This is a genomic window from Sporanaerobium hydrogeniformans (genome assembly GCF_002735925.1).
GTDB lineage: Bacteria > Bacillota > Clostridia > Lachnospirales > Cellulosilyticaceae > Sporanaerobium > Sporanaerobium hydrogeniformans.
The window spans coordinates 16,544-37,004 of sequence record NZ_PEDL01000024.1; the positions used below are offsets into that span (position 1 = coordinate 16,544).

A 20,461-nucleotide genomic window follows, 5' to 3' on the forward strand; every position below is an offset into this window, starting at 1 on the left:
CATTAAACACGCTTAAAACGTACACCTTCTCTTGTGTCCTCGATGATTACTTTGTTATCACTTAAAAACTGGCGAATAGCATCTGCTTTAGCAAAATCTTTTTCTTTTTTTGCTGCTGCACGTGCTTTGATATACTCTTGAATCTCTTCATCTGATAGACTGTTTGTATCGCTACTCTTGTTATCATAAAGTATACCCAAAATTCCTGTTAACTCATCAAAAAGGCTGTAGACCTCCTGAATAAAAGCCTTTGAAGCCCCCTCTTTGGCATAGCTGTTCGCAAATTTTACAAGTTCAAAAATGATACTAATAGCATCTGCTGTATTAAAGTCTTCTGACATAGCTTCATGGAAACGTCCTTTAAAGTTTGGCAGTTCTTTAAGTAGCTCTTCTTCTCCTGTTGTAAGCTCTAAGCTTATGGCATGCTCTAAAGCAAATTCTAAAGTTGTTTTTGCATTTTTAATACGCTCTAAGCTATTTTTAGCTGCCTCCATCAGTTCTGGGCTAAAGTTAAGTGGACTTCTATAATGCGCACTGAGCATAAAAAAGCGTACTGTATCATACCCAAAAGCTTCTCCTACTTCACGTAAAGTTTTAAAATTCCCCAAAGACTTAGACATTTTTTTATTATCAATATTTAAAAAACTGTTATGCATCCAATAATCAGAAAAAGGTGCTCCATTTGCTCCTTCACTTTGAGCAATTTCATTTTCATGGTGCGGAAAAACAAGATCTTCCCCGCCTGCATGAATATCTATTGTATCCCCTAAATATTTCTTTGCCATAGCTGAGCATTCAATGTGCCAGCCTGGTCTTCCCTGGCCCCATGGACTTTCCCAGTAAGGCTCTCCTTCCTTTTTAGGCTTCCAAAGTACGAAGTCCATTTGATTCTTCTTACTATCTGTTAACTTCACACGTTCACTACGTCCTGCTTCTAGCTCTTCTAATACTTTTTTAGAGAGTTTACCATATGCATTAAAGGCTGCTGTATCATAATAAACTGTGCCACCTACCTCATATGCAAAACCTTTTGCAATCAACTTTTCAATCATTGCAATAATAGAGCTCATTTCCTCCGTTACTCTTGGATGATGGGTAGCACGTGATACATTAAGGTTATCTGCATCTTTTAAGGTTTCTTCAATGTAGTAATTTACAATTTCGTCTGTTGTTTTACCTTCTTCATTAGCTTTTTTAATAATTTTATCATCTACATCAGTGAAATTTTGTACGTAGTTTACCTTATAGCCCACACTTTCAAAATAGCGGCGTACTGTGTCAAATACAATATAAGGTCTTGCATTCCCAATATGAATAAGATTATAAACCGTAGGACCACATACATACATGCGTACTTTGCCTTCCTCAATCGGTTTAAATTCCTCTTTTTGCTTTGTTAACGTGTTGTAAATCTTAATCATTGGTTTTTTCTCTCCTCTTCTCTATACTCATTACATATTTTTTTATCCATACAGTCTTCATTGGTGCAATGATAAGCATGAGCCTTTTCTAAAGGTATACTTTTTTGTTTTTCTAAAAGAGCTAATTTTTCTTCTAGCGCTTCTAGCCTATTTTTAAGTCCACACATTTCCATCCGCGTAGGATCAGGCATCTTCACTTGGTCTAATTCACTACAAGGGTCTACTCTTTGTCCTTTCCGTTTAACCACTTTGCCCGGTATACCTACTACAGTACTATCTGTAGGTACTTCTTGAAGTACTACTGCATTAGCTGCTATTCTTGAATTATCACCAATTTTAAAAGGTCCTAGTACTTTTGCCCCTGTACTAATCATGACATTATTGCCAATAGTAGGATGTCTTTTGCCATGATCCTTACCGGTACCTCCTAAAGTTACACCATGATAAATAGTCACATTATCACCTATTTCACAGGTTTCTCCAATCACTACACCCATGCCATGATCTATAAATAAACCTTTACCTATCACTGCTCCTGGGTGAATTTCTATCCCTGTTAATCCTCTTGCTAATTGTGAAATAAGTCGTGCTCCAAAAAAACGGTTTTTCTTATAAAGCCAATGACTCCATCTATGAAATAATAGTGCATAAAAACTTGGATATAAAAAAACTTCAGCACTGCATTTAATAGCAGGATCCCTTTCTTTAATAACGCGTATTTGCTCCTTTATATATCCCATAAATATTCCCCCTTTTCTGCATACAAAAAAACTCTGCCTCTCTTATCAGAGGCAAAGTTACTCGCGGTTCCACTCTGGTTAAAATAAGCCTAAACTTACTTCATCTCTACGCTCTTTAACGGAAGCTATCCGTGATGCACTACTTTTTTTCGCACATCCAACTCCAGAATGCACTTCTTAATTAAATACTATAAGACTCTCCCACCTTATAAGTCTTTCTCTGAAATAGCACTTAATAATACTCTTTCCTTCATTGTCTTTTATCCTAATTAGTTTATCCTTATTCTATTTAATTTATTTCTTGTTCTTATTTTATTCATTATAGTATATGATTCATTTGACTCATTTGTCATTCCTACTTCATTTATTATAATATACCCCTTTCTTAGTTGCAAGCACTGTCTCCTTTTATTCATTGTCTCTTACTCCCTTATTTGGTTTAAATTCTCTTGCAATACTAAAATAAGGGTGCTATAAATAATACTATCAACTTTTACATATAAAGGAGGCTTCTATGCACACAACTGTCTTACTAATCCGTCATGGTGAAACGGAGTGGAATTTACAAGGTAAAATTCAAGGCACTCAAAATATTCCTCTCTCTCATCAAGGTAAAGCTCAAGCTCAGCTTCTAGCTAAGCGTCTTCATGGTACTCTTGATTATGTGTATTCCAGCCCTTTAGAACGTGCTTTTCAAACAGCTCAAATTTTATGTACCTCTACTTCTCTGACCCCTTTACCTTTAGAAAATCTTAAAGAGGTAGATTTCGGAAGTTGGGAAGGTCTTAATTTTAAAGAAGTGGCTACTACTTATCCAGAAGCCTTTAATCTTTGGCGGACAGATGAGGTACTCGGTCCTCTTATAGATGGTGAAGGTAATCTTAAAAAAGCAAGCCTTCGTGCTACTTCTTGTGTTTTAGAAGTCGTTCAGAAACATCCAGGTAAGCATATTGCAATGGTGAGTCATGGAGGTCTTATTAAATGTGCTATTATGGGGTTACTTGATTTAAAAATGACTATGTATCATCATCTAGCTCTGGGCAATACCTGTATCACCACTTTCCAATTTGACGAAAGACTTCATCCTGTATTACTAGGTATAAATGATACCCATCACTTAAATACAGCTTCTCCTACAGCTGTCTAGTGGTTATCTTTTTTATTCAGACTATTATGTGACTTTTTTTAACTTTTATTAAAGTATCCCTTTATTTTTCGTCATGATTAGATTAAAATATAATGATAGCATGGCTACAGGTACTATTCCTTTATAAATTTAACGTTAACAAATTCTTTTGAAATATATTTTAAGAAGTGAGGTAATGAAATATGTCAGCAGAAAATACTTCCTCAAACTTCATTAGAAACATTATTGTTTCTGATTTGGAGTCTGGAAAGCACAAAGAAATTATTACGCGTTTCCCTCCTGAACCTAATGGGTATTTGCATGTAGGACACGCTAAGTCTATTTTATTAAATTTTGGTTTAGCTGAAGAGTTTAATGGGAAAACAAACTTACGTTTTGATGATACGAATCCTGTTAAAGAAGATACAGAATATGTACAGTCTATTGAGGCTGATGTTAAATGGCTTGGTGTAACTTGGGACAAGGTACTTTTTGCCTCTGACTATTTTGATGAGATGTACAATTGTGCAGTAAAGCTTATCCAAAAAGGTAAGGCCTATGTCTGTGACTTAACACCAGATGAAATGAAAGAATACCGTGGTTCTCTGACAGAACCTGGTAAGCCCAGTCCCTATCGTGACCGTAGTGTATCTGAAAACCTAGATCTTTTCGAGCGCATGAAAAATGGTGAATTCAAAGATGGTGAAAAGGTGCTTCGTGCTAAAATCGATATGTCTTCACCTAATATGAATATGCGAGATCCTATTATCTATCGTATTGCTCATGCAGAGCATCACAATACAGGCAATAAATGGTGTATCTATCCTATGTACGATTTTGCTCATCCACTTGAAGATGCTATCGAAGGTATCACTCATTCTATTTGTACATTGGAATTCGAAGCGCATCGTCCTCTTTATGACTGGGTAGTCGAAGAATGTGAAATGACTTGTAAACCTCGTCAAATTGAATTTGCTCGTCTTAACATGACAAATACTGTCATGAGTAAAAGAAAACTTAAGCTTCTTGTAGACGAAGGTGTTGTAGACGGTTGGGATGATCCTCGTATGCCCACTATTGCTGGTCTTAGACGTCGTGGCTATACACCTGAAGCCATTCGTAATTTCTGTCGTGAAATCGGTGTAGCTAAGGCAGATTCTACAGTAGACAGTCAAATGCTAGACTACTTCCTTCGTGAAGATCTTCAACCTAAAGCCCCTCTTACTATGGCTGTTTTAAGACCTCTGAAGGTGGTAATTACCAACTACCCAGAAAATCAGACCGAGATGGTAGAAGTAGAAAACAATGCAAAAGATGAAAGTCAAGGCACACGTATGATACCTTTTTCACGTGAAATCTATATTGAACAAGAGGATTTCATGGAAGTACCTATCAAAAAATACTTCCGCCTCTTCCCTGGTAATGAAGTACGTTTAAAAGGAGCTTACTTTATCACTTGTACAGATGTCATTAAAGATGAAGCTGGTCATGTCATAGAAGTGCATTGTACTTATGACCCTGAAACTAAAAGTGGTTCTGGCTTCACAGGACGTAAAGTTAAATCAACTATTCATTGGGTAGATGCTGCTTCTGCTCTTCCTGCAGAGTTTAGACTCTTTGAACCACTCATACTTGATGATGCACCCGAAAATGAAGGGAAACACTTCTTAGAACAAATTAATCCAAATTCTCTTGAAATCTTACAAGGCTTTATAGAAAATGTAGCTTTCAAGTCTGCTAAACCTCTTGATAAATTCCAATTTGTAAGAAATGGTTTCTTTACAGTAGATTCTAAATATACAACAGATGAAAAACTTGTATTTAATAGAATTGTGGCATTAAAAAGTTCTTTCAAATTATAAAAATGAATAAAGGGTATCTGAAAAATTCAGATACCCTTTACTCATTTAAAATTAAAAGAACTCATCTTTTAGATCGAATCTCCCCCTTGGCTTTCTCGCTAGTCTCATCCTTATTGAGTCCTTGCTCCAGCCTTTTTACAACATAGTGCCCATATTCCCCTTCATAAAAAGCATATTCTCTAGCAATAGCATAAAAAGCACTATTATACCCATATTTATTGACACAGCTATCGTCTCTTTTTATCCCCAGTTTATCACATATGTGTGCAAGCTTTGGTGTTGTTACAAAAGGCAATATAACGTTATAAGTATTTTGCTTACTTAAGAATTCCAAAATACGTGTCGTGTAGCCTAGGTTTGTATAACCTTCCTCTACTATAATTTGTCTAATCATGAGGGTCCCATCTTCCTCCTCCTCATAAATAAGTCTTAAATTTTCATTTATTATAAGCCCTGTTAACTTAAGTAAAAGCTTGCTCCTAGTAGGTATTTCCCTCACTGCAAAGCCTGCATTTTGCAATAAACTCATTAAATTGTTCATGTGTATCCCCCTCTTTTTCTCCTACCTATTTATTTCACTTCTATTTCAATAATTAGCATACCATCTTCAGTTTAAACCTACAATATTCCTTTGTTAACTACTCATTAAATAATACACTACTAACTCTCTATCGGGTTGTAGCTACCCCAGCTCTATTACTATTTACTGCATGTTTTTTTTAAGAAACTGCTTTTTACTACCTTCTATATCGTTTCTATTTATTACATTGATTTGTTTTTGATTTAACTTTTCATCCCAAACTCTTATACTTTGCTCTCTAATAAGGAAGTCTAGATACTGCTCAATCATAAGTCCATTTTTTAATTTTAATTCTAGAGTATTATCTATCTCAGCGATTGCCCTACTGAGACACTGTTCTGCTTCTTGAGTTAAAATATATCCTTTTTCTCTTAATATATTCAAAGCTATATCAAAGAGCTGCTCCTTATTATAGTCTTCAAAATCAAGCCAAATCGGGAATCTATAGCTTAAGGCAGGATGAGATAATACTAGATCTTTCATACCATGTTTTTGTCCAGATAGGATTACAAGAATTCTATTTTTATTTTTATCTATAAACTTTATGAGCTGTGAAATCATTTGATTTTCTCTTTCTTCTTGTATGCCCAAATCCCAATGATCGATAAACACTACTTTACCTAAGCATTTATTAAAAACATCCTCTAAGCTTCCCGCCTGCTCTAATAACACTAGTAATTCACTTTTGTCTAGTTCTACAATCTTCTTAGCTTTTATAATCCCCATACTATAAAGCATTTCTGATAGTATATTTAATACAGTTTTTTTCCCTGTTCCTTTTTCTCCTGTAAAAATGATATGGTTGTATTTATTTAAGTCACTACCTATACCTAGCTTTTTTCTTTTTTCCTTTACTTTAATAAGCTTGTACTGATTTCTTAAGAAGGTCTTTGCTGCTTCATTACCAACTAAAGGTTTTAACTTCTGCTCTAAGTCAAAGTTATTATCATATTCGGTGATATTAATCTTTTCTATATCCTTAATGGTTATCAGATTCATCTCATACTCACTAATATCTTCTTCTGCTATTCTTATGCTTTGATTTCTAATGAGATTTTCAACATAATTTCTTACCATCCTACCATTTCCAGATTGTGCATCTGCATTTTCATAAATATCGACAAAACTCTTTTTAAGGGCTACATAAGCATTTTTAGAAAGCTTAAACCCATTAGCTTCAATCATTTTTATGGCCATGTCTAAAAGTTCATCAGGATTATAATCTTCGAAGTTAGTCCATAAGGGGAATCTAGATCTAAGACCCACATTAATATCAAAGAAGTCTTCCATCTCTTGCTCATAGCCAGCTAGTATAACGATAACTTCTTTTGAGTAGTCTTCGATAAGCTTAAGTAATGTCTCTACTGCTTCTCTTCCTAAGGAGTCATTTGCAAGGGTGTAGGCCTCATCAATAAACAAAATACCACCTATAGCTTCTTTAAACTTTTCTTCTGTCTTCTTGGCAGTTTCCCCTGGAATTTCTGATACAAAATGAGAACGATCCGTCTCGATTAATTGGCCCCCTTTTAAGAGGCCCATACTATTTAACATCTCAGCCACTACTCTTGCTATACTGGTTTTACCCGTTCCTGGATTGCCCACAAACACCATATTCAAATTTTGGTCTACTTTAGTCTTTACACCTACAGATTTTCTTTTTTCCTGTGCCACAATTAACTTATATTGGCTTCTTAAAAGTTTTTTAACTTCTTCAAGCCCTATAATAGATTCTAATTTCTTCTCTAAATCGAACTTTGTCTTAGCTTTAAAGTTAAAATTATCTCTCTCCAATAAGTCAATCTGTTTTTCGCTGTTTGCTAAATACTTTTTAGAAGCATCCATTATGGCATTCTCAATGATATTTCTTACAAACCTCGCGTTACCTAAGTCATTCTTACCCGTAAATTGATTTTTTGTAAATAAGCCTATTAGCTCAGCTTTTACATTTTTAGCAATTTTATAACCCTTTGCTTTGGCAATATTAACAGCAATATCATACATTTCTACTGGACTATAGTCCTCAAAATGAATGCTATTAGGAAATCTAGATTTGAGTCCTTGATTAAAGCTTAAGAAATTTTCCATGTCTTTTTCATAACCTGCTAAAATGACAATTAAATTTTCTCTATTATCTTCTATTCCCTTTAACAAGGCATTAACTATTTCTTTTCCAACCTTATCTTCTTCACTTTCACACAGAGAATAAGCTTCATCAATAAATAAAACACCCCCTAATGCAGAGCTGATCACTTCATGGGTTCGCTTAGCTGTGTCATTTATATTTTCTGTAACAAAATCTGCTTTGCTTACCTCTTTTAAAATACCCTTAGACAATATTCCTAAAGCATTTAAATATTCAAAGGTAATTCTAGCAGCATTGGTTTTTCCTGTACCTGCATTACCTGTAAAAATCATATTCATAGACATATATGAAGTAGGAAGTCCTAGTCTCTGTCTTATTTGCTGCACCTTGTAATTGTTTTCAATATTGACAATAAAATTTTTGAGCTGCCTCATCCCTATTACAGTATCTAATTTGTACTTTGCTTCTTCAAGGGTTGGTATTAAATACTCACTTAAATTCAAATGACTCCCATTATATTTGCAAAAAATGTCATTCTCCTCTACATATATAAGTATTTTCTCTTTCTCTTTAATGTTTTCTTTTGTTATAAGGTTAATGATTGGTTTATAAAGCTTATAGGAAATATATTCTCTTACATCAAAATAAGTACTTTCTCTAAAGTTTTCTCTTAAGAATACAAAAAGTCCAAAATCGTTTTCTTCCCTTTGATTGTTTTCCATATCCCATAAAATCTTTATACCCAATTCCTCTTGTATTTTGCTTAGAGTCTTAAAAATTTCTTTTTTCATAATAATATATTTTTCTTGTTCAGTTAAACTTTTTGTATATAAGGTTTTATCTTTATCCTTAAATATATCCACTATAGTTGGGTTCATTCCTGCATCTTTTTCATGATTATAAGTAAATATAAAAAATTTGTTATGGCAAATAAATTCTTTAATCTTATATTCATTGTTTACTTTGTCATCGGCTTCTACTAAAAAGTTATTTTTAATAACATATTCATTATTTAGTATTAAACACGTATTAGGATAAAGTTTAGATACTAACGTTAGGATTTTTTCACTAGCCTGCTCAATATTTTTGAAAAGAATAGCTGTAGAGCTATTATTAAGCTTTTCATACAAATCTGTTAAAAATGCCTCATAACCCAAATTAAAGTTATAAGAAGAAAGATCGATTTCTTCTAAGCCAACTTGATCTACTAGTCCTTCCTCTTTAAGCTGTTTAAAAAGTAATCTTATACTTAACTTCTTAAAGGTCCCCCCCTCTCCCATTAAAAGTAATGCACCCTTTTCATCTTTTAAAATCTTCCCTTTAAAATAATCACATAGTTCTTGAACAAAACGCTCTTGTCCTACTAATTCTTCATTTAATTTCTTTTGTATATTTATCAATCTATTTTGTATTTCTTGTTCTTTCATATAAATTTATTTATCCTTTCTATCTTAACTACACAAATGCCCTGTATCAGGTTAGTATTTCTATTTTTTAGTATAACATACTCAAAAAACTTCATTCAAAATCATATATAGCCCCCTCTTTAAATCAACCTATTCGTTGCAAAATAAAAATAGCTAGAGCCTGTATCCTTTGATACTTCAAGCTTTAGCTATATACTCTATACCTTATCGGGAATCAAATCTCTACTTTAATCAGGAAAGAATGGTCTTCTATGCTTCTATATGACGCACATTTTGTATAACGGTATGAACTGCTTCTGTTGTAACTGTAATCAATTTAACACGTGCACTTGCATCTAGCATTTCTAGTTTAGTAAAAGCTTCTCCCTCTAATGAGGTTACATATTTAGCCGGTAAGAGGTTAAGAGCATATGCATACATATCTCTTTTACACTGTGGACATTTACAACACTCATAGCGCTTTAATACCTCATCTAATTGCTTCTTTACTAGATGCTCCATGTAATTATATACACCATCCATAACCTTCTCCTTCGTTTGATACCCCTTCTTACTATTTATTCAGTCATTTTATTTTTTTCATATAACTCTCTAAAATATTAGGTGCCTCTTTACCTGAATAATAAAACGTTACCTGACCTTTTTTAGAATGATCTATTATCTCTTTTTCACTAATAACTTCCTTAAGATGCTGAATAGTCCCTTCATTTCCATCAAAAACCTTTACATATGAAGGTAGTATCTTTTTAAAAATATCTTTATAATAAACAAAATGGGTACATCCTAGTACAATACCACTGAATTGTATCCAGTCATAGGGTGCTAGCATCTCTTTTAAATAATCAACTACTATCTGATCTTCAAAGATTCCTTGTTCAGCATAGGTTACTAAATGAGCTAATGGCAGTGACTCTACTCGTCCCTCTTGATCGACACGACTTATAAGCTGTTTATATTTTTCCTCTTTAAGGGTAAGGGAAGTTGCTGTCACTAGAATCTTTCCCTTATTTAAAGAGTCTACTGCTAATTTTACAGCAGGTTCCATTCCAATAATCGGTATGTTATATTTCTCTCTTAGATTATGAGCTGCTATACTTGTAGCTGTGTTACAAGCAATTACAACAACTTCTACTCCTTTACTAAGCAAAAATTCCATTACTTCATTTACATAGCCTGCTACTTCCTCCTTCAGTTTAGTCCCATAAGGAACATGGAGGTTATCGGAATAATAAATATAGTCTACACCTGGCAACTTTTCTACTGCCTTTTTAAGAACAGTGATGCCTCCTACACCTGAATCAAATATACCTACTTTCATTTTATCACTCTTTCATCCACTTGGCTATCAATTTATAGAAAATTATTTATTTTTAATAAAAATAAAATCGATTTTTATTGTATTTACATACAAAGGATTATAACTGCAAAAAAATCTAGTATAATCCAATGATTATCCTAGATTTTAGCCATGCCCAGAGCCGGAATCGAACCAGCGACACGAGGATTTTCAGTCCTCTGCTCTACCGACTGAGCTATCTGGGCAAATATAATATGTATAAGGTATACAAGAGCGCGAGACGGGACTCGAACCCGCGACCCTCTCCTTGGCAAGGAGATGCTCTACCAACTGAGCCACTCGCGCCTAAACTACCTACTTAGTATAGCTTATTTATTGTCTCATGTCAATCTTTTTTAGTAGTTAAAGATGAGCCACCCGGGAATCGAACCCGGGACAACTTGATTAAAAGTCAAGTGCTCTACCGACTGAGCTAGTGACCCATAGAATAAATAACCAGTCGGGGTGACAGGACTCGAACCTGCGGCCTCCTGAACCCAAATCAGGCGCTCTAGCCAAACTGAGCCACACCCCGTTAAGAGCTATTCATTCTAATGACCCATAGGAGAATCGAACTCCTGTTACCGCCGTGAAAGGGCGGTGTCTTAACCGCTTGACCAATGGGCCTTACATAACTCTGGCAGCCACCTACTCTCCCAGCTCGTCTCCAAGCAAGTACCATCGGCCGCTTAGGTCTTAACCGACGTGTTCGGTATGGGAACGGGTGTTTCCCCTAAGCGCATCACCACCAGAAATTTGTCGTTTATTGCTTACGACTTTTACAATGATACACTAATACATTATATATGTCAACTACTTTTTTATAATAATTTGTCTTTCTCTTTCATTCCTCTTTATTCTTATTAGGAATACTCTTAAAAAGTACTTATCTATCAAGTGTTTCACCTATTTGAGATACAAGACTTATTCTTGCACTTTTTCGTCAAAAATATACCGTCTCTTTTTAAGAAATAAACCGTTTATTTAAAGCAAATGGATAGGTAAAGTTTGATTGGTTGTTTTCTCTTTTTCTTCTTTTTTCATCACTTCCTCTTTAGGTGCCGTAATAACTAATTTTTTTGTGTTTTCATTATGATTAGCCCTATTAATACGACTTATACTTTTTTTACTTACTGACATCTTATAGCCATCTCCTTTGCAAGTGCAAGATATTCTGCTGCGCTCCTACTATTTTTCTTATGAACCAAGACAGGCTTACTTGCTTCTTGAGCCCACTCTATAGCACTGTCTACATGAATATAGTTCTTAAAGACATATGTACTTTCCAGGTCTTTTAAAGCTTCTAGAGTTTGCTTTAGATAAGCCTTGCGCTCATCTGCTTTCGTAACCACCACCCCTAGCACCTGAAGCTGAGGGGCTATTTGCTTGCTTGCCTCTAAAAACTCAAATAAATTAGCAATACCAAAAAGTCCCCAAGGACTAGCTTCCACTGGGATAAGTAAATAATCTGCTGCACATAAAATATTCATTACCCATCCTCCTAAAGTGGGTGGTGAGTCAATCAATATGTAATCATAGTGCTCACTTTTTACAAGCTCTTGCATAGCGTTTTTTAAAATATATTCTCTCTGCCATCTTGTTAAAAGCTCATATTCTATCCCACTCATTAATGAAGAAGAAGCGATTAAATCTACATTAGGATAAGCAGTAGAACTAATCTTTTCTTGTATCGTTCCTTTGTTTTTGATAACGTCATAAATATTTTTATCCCCCATTGCTAGTGCTAAAACTGTTTCCTCTGGGAAATAGGAAAGGGTAAGATTCATCTGCATATCAGCGTCAATTAAAAGCACCTTATAGCCTTGCTCAGCTAAGGCATAGCCTACATTACAACATGTGGTTGTTTTACCACAACCCCCTTTATTATTTAAAAAACAAATGGTTTTTGTCTTCATTTCTTACCCCTTTCATTAAATGCTTTTTTAGCTATTAAGTATATTTTACTATAAATTTTTACATAAGTGGACAAAATCTCTAACTTCTTTTTAATTTTTTTTAAAATAAAAAGCGAGAACTAGTTTTTCATCTAGATCCCGCTTTTTATTTTATTCTTTGACTGCACCAGAAGTCATACCACTCACAATGTAACGTTGTCCAAGTAAGTAAACAATAATAACTGGTAAACAGGTTAATACAATATCTGCAAATACATAATTCCAATACTGCTGATTTTTACCAAAGAAATTGTATACTGCTAAATTCATAGGCCATGTGGCACTTTTACTTGATAAGTAAAGAGGTGTCATAAAGTCACTCCATACTGCCATAAACTCTAGGATAAAAGCAGTTACTAAAATCGGTTTTAATAAAGGAATAATAATTGAGAAAAATAAGCTAACCGGTCCTGCTCCATCTATCACTCCTGCTTCATCTAATTCTACCGGAATAGATACCATAAAATTTCGAATAGTAAACGTACAAAATGGAATCATGCTACTTGTAAAAGCAATAATCATTCCTAGACGTGTATCTGCTAACCCAAAGCCTTTTAAAACAGCTGCCAAGGTCACATAGTTAATAGGTACAAATAAACCACATAATATAAAGTAATACACAAATTGATTGAATTTTGTTTTACGTCTACTGATAATATAGGCTGCCATAGCACAACCTAATATCGCAATAACTGTAGCAACTACCGCATAAAGTAAACTGTTCGAAAAACCTCTTAATAGTTTCCCTTTTTCAATCACTTGAATATAGTTGTCAAATACCCATTCTGTAGGTAAACGTAGGCTCATACGTGCCGCTTCTCCTTTTGTTTTAAAGGAGTTAATAACCACCATATAAAAGGGTGCAATAACAATAAGGCTTAAAAAGATACAAACAATTTGCTTAATAATATTTTGGAGTGTTTTTTTCATCTATTGTTGCACCTCCTGTTTACTCATATATCTAACAACGCAAACTCCTATAACTGTTGTAATAGCAAATAAAATCGTATTAAGTGCTGTGGACATGCCATAATAACCATTGGCATAAAGCTGATAAGAGTAGGTAGTGATAACCTCTGTTTCATGCCCTGGTCCACCATTAGTTAGTACATAAATAATATCAAATACTTTTAATCCATAGGTTAGACCAAATACAAGATTAATTGTGATTGCACCTGAAAGCATAGGTAAAGTAATATATTTGAGCTTATGGAAGAAATTTGCGCCATCAATGGATGCTGCTTCATAATAGGATTTAGGTATAGAATTGAGTCCAGCTAAAAAAATCGTCATACAATACCCGATTCCTCGCCAAGCATCTACTCCATATATAGATTTCCAAACTACATTTAAATCAGACAACCATTTTTGTTTCATAAAATCTAAATGCAAAGCATCTAAAACAGTGTTTAATAAACCATTGTTGTAGTTTAAAATAGATGTAAAAGTAAGACCTATAATAAGGAAGGGTAATACAGAAGGTAAGTAAAAAATAGTACGATACCAATTACGCCCTTTCAGTCCCTCTTGTAACATAATAGCGAGTAAAAGTGCTGGAATCAGCTTTACAATATTTGAAACAACCGTAAACTTTAAGGTATTTAAAATACCTTCTGTATAGTTCTTATTTGATGTAAATATTTCAATATAATTTTTTAAACCTATAAAGTTAAGTTCTCCTTTACTTCTTACATTCCAATCTGTGAAAGAATATAAAATCCCCATTATGCTTGGTAATAGAAAAAACACAATATATAATGCAAGAGGTAAAATCAAAAACCATTGTGGATATATTTTTTTCTTATTCATTTTATGTCTCACTCTCCTTTTTATATTTCGTACTGCCTGATTTTATTTTCAAAAATAGCCGGGATAATACTATCCCGGCTATTTAATCATTTAATTTATTTTTATTGCCAGTTAGGATCTTTTTGAAGTGCAGCTGTTTTTGCTCTATTGTCATCCATATTTTTAAGTACTGTATTTGCATCCATTTTGCCTAAACAATAAGCTACCATATCTGCACCAAAATCCATCCAGTAATCATTAGTATATTTAGTACCATTTTGAAGAACAGATACATTCATCTTGTTTTGATCAATTGTCTTCATGAACTCTTCTTCTGCTGGTAACCAATTCTGTTTAACATCATTATTGTTTACATGAATGTTAGTGTAAGCTGGTGAATTATCTAAAATCTCTTGTAAGCTTTCTGTTTGACTAACAAAATCAAAGAAAGTTTTTACTAATTCTTCATTCTTAGTTTCCTTATACCCAAACATAGTAGGACCTGCTGGACTGGTTGGGAACCAAGTATTATCACCTAATGGAATAAGGAATAATCCAAATTCATCTGTTGATTGTGTCTCATCTTGGATTTGTTTTACAAAACTTGAATTTGCCATAGCCATAGCAATTTTTCTATCAGCAAAATCATTAGCCATATTGGTGCTATCTGTACCAATCCAGTCTTCTCCAAAATATCCTTTGTCAGATAACTCTTTAAATTGTTCTAATACTTGTAACATCTTTTCATTTCCTGCAAAGGTAGCTTTGTTCGTATTTAAAGCCTCATATAAACCAGGTTGTGCTTCTTCATATACACCACCTATTTGGAAAAAGGCAAGCTGATGTTGCCAGCCATCTGCTCCTGGTAAAAACCATGGTGTAATACCTTTTGCTGCAATGGTTTCACATGCTTTTAAAAGCTCATCATATGTTTTAGGTGTAGATGTTATTCCTAATTCATTAAAAAGTGTCTTATTATATACCATGACATATTCTGGTGAATTATGCCATAATTGCATACCATACAGTTTATCTCCTACCTTACAAGATTTTAACCTTGCTTCTGGGACAACTGACTCCCAGCTTGCCCCTGTAAAATCAATACAATATGCTTCAGGATCTACAATAACAGATTCGATCGCAAAGGGGTTGGATTGAATCCAGAAAACATCTGCACAAGTTCCACTTGTTAATTTCGCCTGTAGTACATCACTATATTGTTCTGCTGGGATTGTTTGAAGGTCTACTGTTACACCATATGTATCTTCAAAACGTGAAAGAGTTTGATCATAACGATTATCCATCCATCCTGCTGATACTAAAATGCTTAAAGTCTCCCCTGCAAATTTATCATTTTTTTCTGTTTCTGCCTTTGCTTCTGTTTCTGCTGAAGCAGCTGGTGTACTACTTGAACTTGCAGGCGCTTGTTCTGCTGTTTTACCACCACAACCTGCCAAAAGCATACTTCCAACACCCAAAGCTAATAAACCACTCATCCATTTCTTTTTCATACTTCTTACCCTCCCTTAGAATAGACTAACTGATACCTTGTTCATTTATACTTTTATTTTACTCCCTAGAACTTTCTGAATCTATGCACTTTTATGTACTGTTTTTGCACTTTTTTAACAGTTATATCATTTTTTATAGAACTCATTTATAATTTGTGTCTAATTTAAATTTTTCAAACGGACTAGACCACGTTATATTATCCTACTACCTATTCTAATCTCATTAAATTTTAGACATATTTGCCTAATCCCTTAAAGTGTATCCTCGAAACTTCCTCTCACATCACTCCAGTTGGCATCTGCATAAGCTAATAGAGTCTCTGCTTGTTCCAATGACATTTCAGGAAAATGTATGAATAAGCTGTGTGAGCCATAACGTTTCACTATACGGTCTACATTTTGAATCCAATCTTCAAATTCTCCAGAATAAACCTTTACCCATAAAGATTTACCAGCAGCTCTTGCTTTATCATAAATTTGATACCATTCTTCATAGGTACCATCTGGGCCATAATCACCACTGGTCCATTGAAGAGCATCAATCTCATCTATTTCCATAATAGCGTCTAGGTGCCTAATACAATCCGGTCCATCTAAGTGATAAAGCACACAATCAAGCTTTTTTGCTTGTTCACGAAGGGGTTCTAAAATAAATTCTCTATATTGGGCGGGCGACATCATAGCTGCAAAGTCACATTGTAATTTTGCAGTTTTTCCTGGACCCCAAATTTGGAAAACAGTATAGCAAGAGCCTTGATCCTGTTCATTCTTTATAAGTTCATAAAAACGATTATAATATTCAAAGTAAATAGTACTTACCTGTCTAATACGTTCCTTTACTTCTTCTGGTTCATCCATCATATCAAAGATAGTGTTTTGTGCTCCTCTTAAAGATGCTAGAACATCAATATTTTCCATGAGGTCAGGCATGCCTATATAAAAATCATCTTGTACCAGTTCTTTAACTGCCTTTACAAGTTCATAATGCTTTTTCCACCATTTATTTTCCGGATCAAAGACAAGAGGAGAAGTGTTTTCCCAATCTTCAACACATTCTTCAAACCAAACAGTATCATCGTTAAACACAATATCAGAACCAATATAGCTAGCTATAGAACCAGGACCAAAATCCACATTAATATTGGGAAAACTTTCTGCCAAAAACAGATGATTTTCACAAAAATGACGATATCTAGCTACCATACGTTCTGCATTTTGATACTTATCTTCCATATCCACATACATAAGTTCATCTGGCAACGTATAGTCATTTCCTTGACATACAGCTGCATAGGTCTTCTTATTGTTTTTAATGGTCTCATTATAAGCTTCTTCTATTTCTGGTTTTCTTGCCACAATACTCATAAGTGGTCTTCCTACATTTTGATGTTTCCAATAATTCTCCCACTTCTTTTTAGCCTCTTCCCAATCTGGTTTATACTTCATTTTGAGTCCCTCCTCAAACAGCTTATTTAAATTTACTCTTATTATATACTTGATTTATCTTTGAGGCCTATGTATTATTAAAGCAAGAATTTAGACTTTTTTCACACTAGAAAGGATTTTCTTCATGTTTTTCCATAAAAAATGCAGTATACAATTTCAATTCTTTTTAACATATTTGTGCATTTCTATCATTGTTATAGGTATATTTTCCTCTTTCTTTTATTACTACATATCTGATATTCTCATCGAAAGGGAGACAGCTGCTTTTCATACTATTGCTTCAAGCTTTATGACTCAGACAGACAATGCTCTTCGCACAATGGATAAAGTTTCCATCAATATTGGTTATAGTAATCTTATCAAAGATACTATTAATGACTACTTTAATTTTACCTCACCCACTCATGATGAGTTTTCTTCTCTAGTCGGACTCTTTGTAGCTATTAATGGAGCAGATTATCAAGTTTTTCATATCAATCTCTATGACAAGCAAGGCCAAGTGATCCGAGTGGGTACTACGGCTACACGTAGCACAGTTAATTTAAACGCCTTAGACTGGATTGAAAAAGCTGATAAGTTAAAAGGACATAAATTACTTAGTAAACCTTATAGCACCAGTTCTATGTCCAATACTTCTACAAGTAGTCCTTATTTTATTTCTCTTTATCGTACTTATTATGATAAGTACAAAAAACCTATAGGTTATATCGAAACCATTCAAAAATGTAAAACTATTTTTAATGATATCATTTCTTATTGTAAAAAAAATACAGATACTATTTCTGTTTATGTATTCGATGCTGGGGGTGCTTTAGTTTATCCTTTTGAACCTTCCTCTTTTAATAATGATACATTGTATACCCATTATTATGATATTGTTAAAAATAATGCCTCACTCTCTACTTATGAAAATCCTTTGACTGCAAAAAAAGAATTAGTAACTTATGAAACTTCTGATTATAGTCAATGGACTTATATCTGTGTTCAACCTGAAGCTATTATTTTAGCCCCTGTTAAAAGCTTTACCCATATTTTATATATTGTAATAGCTATCGTGTTTATATTAATTATCTTATTGTCTTATACCATGAGCAAAAGTCTTACCAGGCCTATTAATCAATTAGTAGATACTATTGAACAAACTAAACTCGATACCTTAGGATATATGGAAAAAGATAAGCTCCATACACCTTTTAATGAATTTGATTTACTTAATGAAGCATTTCATAGCATGCAGACTAATCTGAAAATCTCTATGGACGAACTTATTGAAACCAGGCAACAGGAGCTCAAATCTAGAAGCCTTGCTTTACAGTCTCAAATGAACCCTCATTTCTACTATAACTCCTTATCGAGTATTATGATTTTAGCTGAGAATGGTCAGTGTAATGATGTTGTAAAGCTTTGTAAAAACCTGAGTCATATTATGCGTTACATCACTAAAGGTAGTGCTAATCAAGTGCTCATTAACGAGGAGATTGACTATGTCAGTAAATACCTTTACTGCATGAAAGTACGTTATCAATCCAGCCTTAATTACACCATTGATGTAGCTCCTGAACTCCTTGATCTTTATGTTCCTAAGCTTATTATTCAGCCTTTAGTAGAAAACGCTTTGAAATACGGCATTAATGCTATTCCTCTCTGGCAAATTGATATCACAAGTAAAGTAACAGATACCTACTGGGAAATTTCTGTTGCCGATTCTGGCCCTGGCTTTTCAGAGGAGGCACTAGCTCTTATTCAAACACGCATTAAAGAAGCTGATACCCATATTGGGATGCCTACTATCGAAATAAATGGTATGGGACTTCTTAACGTTTATTCCAGATGGAAATTATATTGTAAAACAGATTTTATCTTTACGTACGCTAACAAAGAAAATGGTGGCAGCATCGTTACTATAGGTCGATACTTTTAAATAAAAGAAGGGGGATAAAAAAATGAGCCAATTCACTTACTCTGTTATTGTTGCAGAAGATGAGGAACTTCTACTTACAAATTTAGTTCAAAAAATTCAAAATACCCAATTAGGTTTTGAAGTACTTGGTACTGCCCAGACAGGTAAAAAAGCACTTGAATTAGTAAAAATGCATTCACCTGATTTAGTCATTACTGATATAAAGATGCCTATTATGGATGGTATTGAACTTTTAGATGCCATTCACCTGACTTTTCCTACTATACGTTTTATTATTATAAGTGGCTTCTCCGATTTTGATTATGCTAAGCAAGCTATCCGTCTTAAAGTTAATGATTACCTCTTAAAGCCTATAGATAGTGAAGAACTCTATACTTCCTTATTAAAGATAAAAACAGATTTAGATTTAGAAAGAAGTTCTTATGAAACATTTTTTAGTTTAAGTTCACTAAACACTAGCAAAGAACATATTGCCGAAATGCTTAAAGAATATATCGTTCACCATTACACCTCCGAAATTAACTTAAACCTTATTGCCAGTAGTATGAATTATAGCTCTAGTTATTTGACCAAGCTTTTTGTTCAACACTACAATTGTACCCCATCTAAATATATCATTACCCTTCGTCTTCAAAAAGCTCGCCACCTTCTTTTGCATCATCCTGAGCTTTCTATTCGTCAAATTGGGGAGCTAGTTGGTTATCAAGATCAAGGATATTTTAGCCGCATCTTTAAAAAGCAACAAGGTGTAAGTCCTTTTGATTATCGTGAGCAAAGTGTAAATGCTTAAATTAGAGATGAAGCTCATTTCAAATCATGAACGAAAGATAAATTTTAGTTTATCGAGGTATCTTACACATTAGACTACTAAAAGGAAAGGATAGGGGTGTTCTCTGGGATCGCAAGTAAGGGAGCTCTTCTCCAGCTTCTCGGTCCCCGGATGGGTAAAATCTAAGTTCAGTCCAATAGGCTAACGGTCCTACCTATCACAAGAAAGGCACTTGTGATAACGTCCCTAAAAGCAGCCTATAGGACTTCTCTAAGATTTTACATCCATCCTGTGGAGGAAGCTTGCGAAGAACTCCCTTACTTGCTAGCCAAAGCTTTATTCTGTTCCAATTTCTTATTTTTTCTTAATTTCCTACTACAGTGATCATGCTATACAGTAAGGCATCCCCATACACCATCCCATCCTTTGGGACTCTTAATAATAATTCATGGGTATTGATTTGTTACTCATGTCTTTAAGAAGGAATATAAAAAAT

16 protein-coding genes, 5 tRNA genes, 1 rRNA gene and 1 other annotated feature are annotated in these 20,461 nt (G+C 34.1%); of the genes, 4 read left to right on the top strand and 18 right to left on the bottom strand.

Annotated elements, in window-relative coordinates:
• Positions 1 to 2: 2 nt before the first annotated feature.
• Positions 3 to 1,418: a cysteine--tRNA ligase gene (gene cysS, locus CS063_RS15115; protein ID WP_099450550.1), complete on the bottom strand. Its 1,416-nt coding sequence runs from the start codon at positions 1,416 to 1,418 to the stop codon at positions 3 to 5.
• Positions 1,418 to 2,161, bottom strand: a complete 744-nt coding sequence (gene epsC / locus CS063_RS15120; protein WP_099450536.1) for a serine O-acetyltransferase EpsC — start codon at positions 2,159 to 2,161, stop codon at positions 1,418 to 1,420. Before epsC ends, cysS begins: the two co-directional genes overlap by 1 nt.
• A gap of 44 nt (positions 2,162 to 2,205) precedes the next feature.
• Positions 2,206 to 2,424, bottom strand: a binding site (T-box leader).
• A gap of 251 nt (positions 2,425 to 2,675) precedes the next feature.
• Between epsC and CS063_RS15125 the strand changes: the two genes are divergently transcribed.
• Together CS063_RS15125 and CS063_RS15130 are read left to right on the top strand one after the other, a co-directional pair.
• A complete protein-coding gene (locus tag CS063_RS15125; RefSeq protein ID WP_099450537.1) occupies positions 2,676 to 3,308 on the top strand; it encodes a histidine phosphatase family protein in 633 nt (210 codons plus the stop codon).
• Positions 3,309 to 3,490: 182 nt separating this feature from the next.
• Positions 3,491 to 5,149, top strand: a complete 1,659-nt coding sequence (locus CS063_RS15130) for a glutamine--tRNA ligase/YqeY domain fusion protein (protein ID WP_099450538.1) — start codon at positions 3,491 to 3,493, stop codon at positions 5,147 to 5,149.
• 61 nt (positions 5,150 to 5,210) lie between these two features.
• On the opposite strand, the gene CS063_RS15135 is transcribed toward CS063_RS15130, so the two are convergent.
• The 16 genes from CS063_RS15135 to CS063_RS15205 all read right to left on the bottom strand — a co-directional run bounded on the left by CS063_RS15135 (position 5,211) and on the right by CS063_RS15205 (position 17,275).
• Positions 5,211 to 5,690, bottom strand: a complete 480-nt coding sequence (locus CS063_RS15135) for a hypothetical protein (protein ID WP_099450539.1) — start codon at positions 5,688 to 5,690, stop codon at positions 5,211 to 5,213.
• A 162-nt stretch (positions 5,691 to 5,852) separates the two neighbouring features.
• Entirely contained in the window at positions 5,853 to 9,239 is a 3,387-nt protein-coding gene (locus tag CS063_RS15140; protein WP_099450540.1) for an AAA family ATPase, read from the bottom strand.
• A gap of 249 nt (positions 9,240 to 9,488) precedes the next feature.
• Entirely contained in the window at positions 9,489 to 9,761 is a 273-nt protein-coding gene (locus CS063_RS15145) for a late competence development ComFB family protein (RefSeq protein WP_099450541.1), read from the bottom strand.
• A 43-nt stretch (positions 9,762 to 9,804) separates the two neighbouring features.
• Positions 9,805 to 10,557 (bottom strand): glutamate racemase, encoded by a 753-nt coding sequence (murI, locus tag CS063_RS15150; RefSeq protein ID WP_099450542.1) that lies wholly within the window; start codon positions 10,555 to 10,557, stop codon positions 9,805 to 9,807.
• Positions 10,558 to 10,708: 151 nt separating this feature from the next.
• Positions 10,709 to 10,781, bottom strand: a tRNA-Phe gene (locus CS063_RS15155).
• A gap of 27 nt (positions 10,782 to 10,808) precedes the next feature.
• Positions 10,809 to 10,881: transfer RNA gene (locus CS063_RS15160), tRNA-Gly, on the bottom strand.
• A 64-nt stretch (positions 10,882 to 10,945) separates the two neighbouring features.
• Positions 10,946 to 11,018 (bottom strand) — tRNA-Lys (locus CS063_RS15165).
• Positions 11,019 to 11,035: 17 nt separating this feature from the next.
• A tRNA-Pro gene (locus tag CS063_RS15170) sits at positions 11,036 to 11,110 on the bottom strand.
• Between the two features lie 20 nt (positions 11,111 to 11,130).
• Positions 11,131 to 11,202 (bottom strand) — tRNA-Glu (locus CS063_RS15175).
• An 8-nt stretch (positions 11,203 to 11,210) separates the two neighbouring features.
• Positions 11,211 to 11,328: ribosomal RNA gene (gene rrf, locus CS063_RS15180) — 5S ribosomal RNA — on the bottom strand.
• A 231-nt stretch (positions 11,329 to 11,559) separates the two neighbouring features.
• Complete coding sequence (locus CS063_RS17730; RefSeq protein ID WP_180270822.1) at positions 11,560 to 11,715, bottom strand: hypothetical protein; 156 nt, start codon at positions 11,713 to 11,715, stop codon at positions 11,560 to 11,562.
• Complete coding sequence (locus CS063_RS15185; RefSeq protein ID WP_099450543.1) at positions 11,706 to 12,491, bottom strand: ParA family protein; 786 nt, start codon at positions 12,489 to 12,491, stop codon at positions 11,706 to 11,708. Before CS063_RS15185 ends, CS063_RS17730 begins: the two co-directional genes overlap by 10 nt.
• Positions 12,492 to 12,641: 150 nt before the next feature.
• Positions 12,642 to 13,460 carry a carbohydrate ABC transporter permease gene (locus tag CS063_RS15190; RefSeq protein WP_099450544.1) on the bottom strand — a complete coding sequence of 273 codons (819 nt, stop codon included), beginning with the start codon at positions 13,458 to 13,460 and terminating at the stop codon, positions 12,642 to 12,644.
• Complete coding sequence (locus tag CS063_RS15195; protein ID WP_099450545.1) at positions 13,461 to 14,339, bottom strand: carbohydrate ABC transporter permease; 879 nt, start codon at positions 14,337 to 14,339, stop codon at positions 13,461 to 13,463.
• A gap of 101 nt (positions 14,340 to 14,440) precedes the next feature.
• Entirely contained in the window at positions 14,441 to 15,829 is a 1,389-nt protein-coding gene (locus CS063_RS15200) for an ABC transporter substrate-binding protein (RefSeq protein WP_099450546.1), read from the bottom strand.
• 252 nt (positions 15,830 to 16,081) lie between these two features.
• The gene (locus tag CS063_RS15205; protein ID WP_099450547.1) at positions 16,082 to 17,275 is read right to left on the bottom strand and encodes a uroporphyrinogen decarboxylase/cobalamine-independent methonine synthase family protein; all 1,194 of its coding nucleotides are present in this window, start codon (positions 17,273 to 17,275) and stop codon (positions 16,082 to 16,084) included.
• Between the two features lie 124 nt (positions 17,276 to 17,399).
• Between CS063_RS15205 and CS063_RS15210 the strand changes: the two genes are divergently transcribed.
• Positions 17,400 to 19,196, top strand: a complete 1,797-nt coding sequence (locus tag CS063_RS15210; protein ID WP_099450548.1) for a sensor histidine kinase — start codon at positions 17,400 to 17,402, stop codon at positions 19,194 to 19,196.
• A 22-nt stretch (positions 19,197 to 19,218) separates the two neighbouring features.
• The gene (locus CS063_RS15215; RefSeq protein ID WP_099450549.1) at positions 19,219 to 19,986 is read left to right on the top strand and encodes a response regulator; all 768 of its coding nucleotides are present in this window, start codon (positions 19,219 to 19,221) and stop codon (positions 19,984 to 19,986) included.
• Positions 19,987 to 20,461 lie beyond the last annotated feature (475 nt).

Coding starts and splice junctions, on each gene's coding strand:
- murI (WP_099450542.1), bottom strand. CDS start 10,557: ATGAAAGTAGGTATATTTGATTCAGGTGTAGGAGGCATCACTGTTCTT.
- CS063_RS15215 (WP_099450549.1), top strand. CDS start 19,219: ATGAGCCAATTCACTTACTCTGTTATTGTTGCAGAAGATGAGGAACTT.
- CS063_RS15140 (WP_099450540.1), bottom strand. CDS start 9,239: ATGAAAGAACAAGAAATACAAAATAGATTGATAAATATACAAAAGAAA.
- CS063_RS17730 (WP_180270822.1), bottom strand. CDS start 11,715: ATGTCAGTAAGTAAAAAAAGTATAAGTCGTATTAATAGGGCTAATCAT.
- CS063_RS15200 (WP_099450546.1), bottom strand. CDS start 15,829: ATGAAAAAGAAATGGATGAGTGGTTTATTAGCTTTGGGTGTTGGAAGT.
- CS063_RS15185 (WP_099450543.1), bottom strand. CDS start 12,491: ATGAAGACAAAAACCATTTGTTTTTTAAATAATAAAGGGGGTTGTGGT.
- CS063_RS15125 (WP_099450537.1), top strand. CDS start 2,676: ATGCACACAACTGTCTTACTAATCCGTCATGGTGAAACGGAGTGGAAT.
- CS063_RS15130 (WP_099450538.1), top strand. CDS start 3,491: ATGTCAGCAGAAAATACTTCCTCAAACTTCATTAGAAACATTATTGTT.
- CS063_RS15195 (WP_099450545.1), bottom strand. CDS start 14,339: ATGAATAAGAAAAAAATATATCCACAATGGTTTTTGATTTTACCTCTT.
- CS063_RS15190 (WP_099450544.1), bottom strand. CDS start 13,460: ATGAAAAAAACACTCCAAAATATTATTAAGCAAATTGTTTGTATCTTT.
- epsC (WP_099450536.1), bottom strand. CDS start 2,161: ATGGGATATATAAAGGAGCAAATACGCGTTATTAAAGAAAGGGATCCT.
- CS063_RS15135 (WP_099450539.1), bottom strand. CDS start 5,690: ATGAACAATTTAATGAGTTTATTGCAAAATGCAGGCTTTGCAGTGAGG.
- CS063_RS15145 (WP_099450541.1), bottom strand. CDS start 9,761: ATGGATGGTGTATATAATTACATGGAGCATCTAGTAAAGAAGCAATTA.
- CS063_RS15210 (WP_099450548.1), top strand. CDS start 17,400: ATGTTTTTCCATAAAAAATGCAGTATACAATTTCAATTCTTTTTAACA.
- CS063_RS15205 (WP_099450547.1), bottom strand. CDS start 17,275: ATGAAGTATAAACCAGATTGGGAAGAGGCTAAAAAGAAGTGGGAGAAT.